Source organism: Nocardia carnea, from assembly GCF_029868325.1.
GTDB lineage: Bacteria > Actinomycetota > Actinomycetes > Mycobacteriales > Mycobacteriaceae > Nocardia > Nocardia carnea_C.
On sequence record NZ_JARWNW010000095.1, the window covers coordinates 31,891 to 37,890 of the forward strand.

The window sequence follows — 6,000 nt, forward strand, 5'->3', positions numbered from 1 at the left end:
TCACCGGACGGCAGCGCCCTGGTGGGCCGCGGTTGCGGTACCAGCGGCGGACGGCCACCGGAACCGGTCTGCTCTTCGAGACGCGCCGCCAGCGCACCGACGGCGGAGGCCTCGAACAGGGTCCGCACCGGCACCTGGGTGTTGAGCGCGGCACCCAGCCGGGCCACGGCCTGGGTCGCGAGCAGCGAGTTACCGCCGAGCGCGAAGAAATCATCGGCCACGCCGACCCGCTCCACGCCGAGGACCTCGGCGAGCACACCGGCCACCACGTTCTCGGTCGGCGTCGACGGCGCCCGGAATTCACGCACCTCGAATACGGGTTCCGGCAAGGCCCGGCGGTCCAGTTTGCCCGCCGGGGTCAGCGGGATGGCGTCGAGGACCATGATCGACGACGGGATCATGTAACCCGGCAACCGCTGCCCGGCATATTCACGGACCTCGTCGGTATCGACGGAACGACCGGCTGCGGCAACCACATACGAGACGAGCGAGGTCACGCCCGCGGCGTTCTCATGGCCCGTGGTGACCGCGAAGTCCACGGTGTCGTGCGCGGTGAGCGCGGCGTCGATCTCGCCGAGTTCGATACGGAAACCGCGGACCTTCACCTGGAAATCGTTACGGCCCACATACTCCACCGCGGGATCACCCGCGGCATCACGCCGCCAGCGCACCACATCACCGGTGCGATACAAACGCGCACCCGGCGTGCCGTGGGGGTCGGCGACGAAGCGCTCGGCGGTGAGACCCGGCCGGGCGTGATAACCACGCGCCAGCTGGATACCGCCGACATACAGCTCACCCGCAACACCTTCCGGCACCGGATTCAGCCGGTCGTCGAGCACGAGGGCACGCATACCCCGCACCGGGCCACCGATGGTGACCGGATCACTGGGAAGCAACCGGCCACTGATATTGGTCGCGATCGTCGCTTCGGTCGGGCCGTAGGCATTGTGGAACCGGCGTTCCACCCCACCCTCGGTGGTGGACCACTTGGCCACCAGATCCGCCGACACAGCCTCACCACCGGCAATGATGACTTCCATACCCGCGAGGTCCGCGGGATCCAGCGAAGCCAGCACCGACGGCGTGATGAGGCCGACCGTCACACCCTCACGGGAGATCAGCTCACCCAGCTCCGCGCCACCATAGGTACCGGTCGGGACCACAACCAGCGCACCCGCCGAACCGACCGCGAGCAGCAACTCCAGGATCGAGGCGTCGAACGACGGCGACGCGAACGCCAGCGCCCGCGACGCCGAGGTCAACCGGTACCGCTCCACCTGCTCGGCACTGAAGTTCGCCAGACCCGCATGGCTGACGACAACACCCTTGGGCAGGCCGGTCGAACCGGAGGTGTAGATGACGTACGCAGCGCTTTCCGGAGTCAACGGCCAGACCCGGTCGGCATCGGTGATCGGCTCGGCCGGGTAGCCGTCGAGCGCGAGCTCGTCGAGGACCAGCCAGTCCACCGAATCCGGCAGATCGGCGCGTACCGAAGAGACGGTGATACCCGCGGGCGCACCCGAATCGGTGAGCATATGGGTGATCCGGTCTTCCGGATAGGTCGGGTCGATCGGCAGGAATGCCGCACCCGACTTGGTCACGGCCCATTCGGCGAGCACCGAATCCGCCGACCGCGGTATCGCCACGGCCACCACGTCGTCGGCACCCAGACAACGTTCGATCAGCACGTGTGCCAGGCGATTCGACCGCTCGTCGAACTCCCCGTAGGAGAACTGAGCGCCGTCGAACACCACCGCCGGCGCGGCCGGGTCGACCGCCACGGCAGCAGCCAGCAACTCCGGCAACGTGCCTGCCGGCACCGCCGGACCACCCGTGTGGCTCAGAGCCGCGGCCCGCTCGGTGTCGTCCAGGATCTCGATCGCGCCCAGCACCACACCCGGGTCGGCCGCAACCGCTGCCAGCAATCGCTGGAACCGCGTGATCATCGTGCGGACAGTGGATTCGTCGAACAGTTCGGTGGCGTAATTCAGGTCCAGAACCATTCCGCCGGAGGCGTTCTCACCCAGCGTGAACTGCAGATCGAAACGGGCGACATCGTCGGCGAGGTCCATCCCCGAGACTTCGAGCCCGGCCAGATCCAGTACCGGCTGCTCATTGTTCTGCAGCGACAGCGCCACCTGGAACAGCGGGTTGCGGGCCTGCGACCGCTCCGGCGCCAGCAGATCCACCAGGCGTTCGAACGGCACATCCGCGTGACCGAACGCGTCGAGGTCGGCGTGCTTGGCCCGCTCCAGCAGGTCGGCGAAGGTCTCCCCCGATTCGACCGCGGTGCGCAGTACCAGGGTGTTGACGAACATACCGACGAGATCGTCGAGCGCCTGCTCACCACGACCCGCGATCGGCGTACCGATCGCGATGTCATCGCTACCGGAGAGGCGGGCCAGCAGTGCGGCCAGCGCCGCGTGCAGCACCATGAACATCGAGGCGCCGCGGGCGCGGGCCAGCTCGTCCAGCGTCCGGATCAGCTCGGCCGGCAACTCGGCGCGCACGGTCGCACCGCGCAGCGAGGCCACCGCCGGGCGCGGCCGGTCGGCCGGCAGTGCCAGCTCATCGGGCAGATCGGCGAGGGTGCGCTGCCAGAACGCGATCTGGCGCGCCATCGGCGAGGACGCATCGTCCTCGGCACCCAGCACCTGCCGCTGCCACAGCGCGTAGTCGGCGTACTGGACCGGTAGCGTTTCCCAGCCCGGCACCTCGTCCTGGACGCGCGCCGTGTACGCGGTCATCACATCGCGCGCCAGCGGCGCCATCGAGAAACCGTCCGCGGCGATATGGTGCACCACCACGACCAGCACATGCTCGTCCGGCGCGGTCGCGAACAGCCGGGCCCGCAGCGGAATCGCCGCGGCCACATCGAAACCGGTGGCCACGAACTCGGTGATCGCCGCCACCGCCTCGGCCGCGGTGGTCGCGACCGGGGTGAGATCCGGCGCCACCTGCTCGGCGGGCACGATCACCTGCGCCGGCGTGCCGTCGATCTGCGGGTAGTGGGTGCGCAGCGATTCGTGCCGCCACACCACATCGGCCACTGCCGCACGCAGGGCCGCCACATCGAGGTCACCGGTGAGGCGGATCGCCAGCGGCAGGTTGTAGGCCACCGACGAGGTGTCGTACTGGTTCAGGAACCACATCCGCTGCTGCGCGTAGGACAGCGGGAGCCGATCCGGGCGCGGGCCCGCGACCAGCGCCGGACGCGCCGACTCCCCGGCCTGTTCGGCCCGGACCGCCAAGGCCGCGACCGTGGGCGCCTCGAACAGGGCGCGCACCGGCACAGTCACGTTCAGCGCGGTACCGATACGCGCCGCGACCTGGGTCGCGACCAGCGAGTTGCCGCCCAGCTCGAAGAAGTCGTCGTCCGCGCCGACCCGCTCGACCCCGAGGACCTCGGCGAACGTATTCGCCACGATCTCCTCGATCGGGGTGGACGGCGCGCGGAAGACGCGGGCCTCGAACGTGGGTTCCGGCAACGCTCTCTGATCCAGCTTGCCCGAAGAATTGAGCGGGAACGCGTCCAGCACCATGAACGCCGACGGCACCATGTACGACGGCAACCGGTCGCGCAGATGCGCCCGCAGTTCGTCGGTGTCGATCGCCCGGCCGGTGACCGGTACGACATACGCCACCAGATGATCGCCGGTGCGCGCATGGCTGCGCATCACGACCACGGCCTCGGCGACCGAATCCAGCTCGGTCAGCGCATGTTCGATTTCACCGGGCTCGATCCGCAGACCGTGCAGCTTCACCTGGAAGTCACTGCGACCCAGGTACTCCAGCTCCCCGTCGGTGGACCAGCGGACCACATCGCCCGTGCGATACATCCGCTCGCCGTCGCGGAACGGGTTCGCGATGAAACGGGCAGTGGTCAGGTCCGGGCGGGCCAGATAGCCGCGCGCCACCTGCACACCACCGATGTACAACTCACCGGGAACTCCTTCCGGCACCGGCCGTACCCGCTCGTCCAGCACATAGGCCTGGACGTTGAATCCCGGGACACCGATCGGGACCGCACCGATTTCGGTATCGGTCACCTCGTAGTGGGTGACATCGACCGTGGTCTCGGTCGGGCCGTACTGGTTGTGCAGGCGGGCACCGGTGATCTCGCGGACCCGCCGGGCGAGGTCGGCGGAGAGCAGTTCGCCGCCGACGACGATATCGCGCACGCCGGCCCAGGATTCGGGCTCGGATTCGGACAGGAACACCGACAGCAGCGACGGCACGAACTGCGCCATCGTCACACCCTCGTCGGCCATCAACCGGGTGAGGTACGCGGCGTCGCGATGTCCTTCCGGACGCGCGATGACCAGCCGGGCGCCGACCTGCAGCGCGACGAAGATCTCCATCACGGAGGCGTCGAAGGTGGGCAGCGTACGCAGCAGCAGCACATGGTCGGGGCTGACGCCGTGCCGGGCATGGGTCGTCACCAGGTGGTTCACCACCGACCGGTGCGATACCACCACACCCTTCGGGCGTCCGGTGGAGCCCGAGGTGAAGATCGCGTACGCGGTGTTGTCCGGCCGCAGCGGCCGCAGCCGATCGGCATCGGTGACCGGGGTGTCCGCGAAACCGGACAGGTCCAGCCGATCGATCCGCACCTGGCCGGCAATCGCCGGATCCAGGTCTTCACCGGAGGTCAGCACGCAGACCGGTTGCGCCGTATCGATGATGTACTCGAGACGTTCGAGTGGCTGGTCCGGATCCAGCGGCACATACACACCGCCCGCGGCCACTACCGCGTAGATGCCGGTGAGGAGATCGATCGACCGGCGAATCCCCAGGGCCACATATGTTTCCGTACCGACCCCGGCCTCGCGCAGCCACCGCGCCAGCCGGTGCACCCGGCCCGCGAACTCCCGGTAGGTCAGGTTCGTGCCGTCGAAGGTGAGGGCCACGGCCTCGGGTGCCCGGGCGACCTGCGCCTCGAACAGCGATACCAGCGTCATGATGCTGTTGCCCGGGGTGGCGGTGAGCGCGGTCTCCACCGGGAACTCGGTGGCGTTCCACCGCTGCAGCATCATCGACCGTTCGGCCGGATCCATGATTTCGATATCGCCCACGGCCACCGTGGGAGCGGCGCCGACCGCACGCAGCAACCGCAGGAATCGCCGGCTGAACCCGGAGACGAACGCTTCGTCGAAAAGATCCGTCGCGTACATGAGTTCGGCCGCCATACCCGAACCGTCGTCGGCCGCCTCGCCCAGGGTGAGCACCAGATCGTATTGCGTGCTCGGCGTTTCCACGTCCAGCCCGGTCACCGTGAGGCCCGGCAGCTCCAGTTCGGAGTATCCGAGGTTCTGGAAGGCCAGCATCACCTGGAACAACGGCTGCCGCGACTGCGATCGCACCGGGTTCAGCACCTCGACCAGCCGCTCGAACGGCACATCGGCGTGCGCGAACGCATGCAGGTCCCGATCGCGCACATGCGCGAGCAGATCGGTGAAGGAGGCGTCCAGATCGACCTGGGTGCGCAACACCAGGGTGTTGACGAACATGCCGACCAGATCGTCGAGCAGCCGCTCACCGCGCCCGGCGATCGGGATACCGACGGCGATATCGCTGGTTCCGCTGAGCCGCGCGAGCAGGGTCGCGAAACTGCTGTGCATCACCATGAACAGGGTCGTGCCCTGCGCCTTGGCGAGACTGTTGAGCGCGTCGACCAGTTCGCCGGGGACCGTGAACCGGTGCGTCGCGGCCTGTTCGCTGGCCACCGCGGGACGGGTACGCGTGGACAACCGGAGCTCATCGGGCAGGCCGGCCAGCTCGGTTTTCCAGAAGTCGAGCTGCCGGGATACCAGCGAGCCGGGATCTTCTTCGGAGCCGAGCAGTTCGCGCTGCCAGATCGCGTAGTCGATGTACTGGACCGCCATCGGCGCCCATTCGGGTGCCCGCCCGGCGGTCCGCGCCTCGTACGCCGACAGCAGATCACGGCTGAGCGGATGCAGGGAGAACCCGTCGGCCGCGATATGGTGCACGACCCCG

General features: G+C 68.4%; 1 pseudogene (only partly in view). It reads right to left on the reverse strand.

The window, feature by feature from the left end:
• Nucleotides 1-5,996, reverse strand: a pseudogene (locus tag QH196_RS06025) (non-ribosomal peptide synthase/polyketide synthase); its annotated part reaches 24,307 nt to the left of the window's first position; the annotation flags it as partial.
• Nucleotides 5,997-6,000 lie beyond the last annotated feature (4 nt).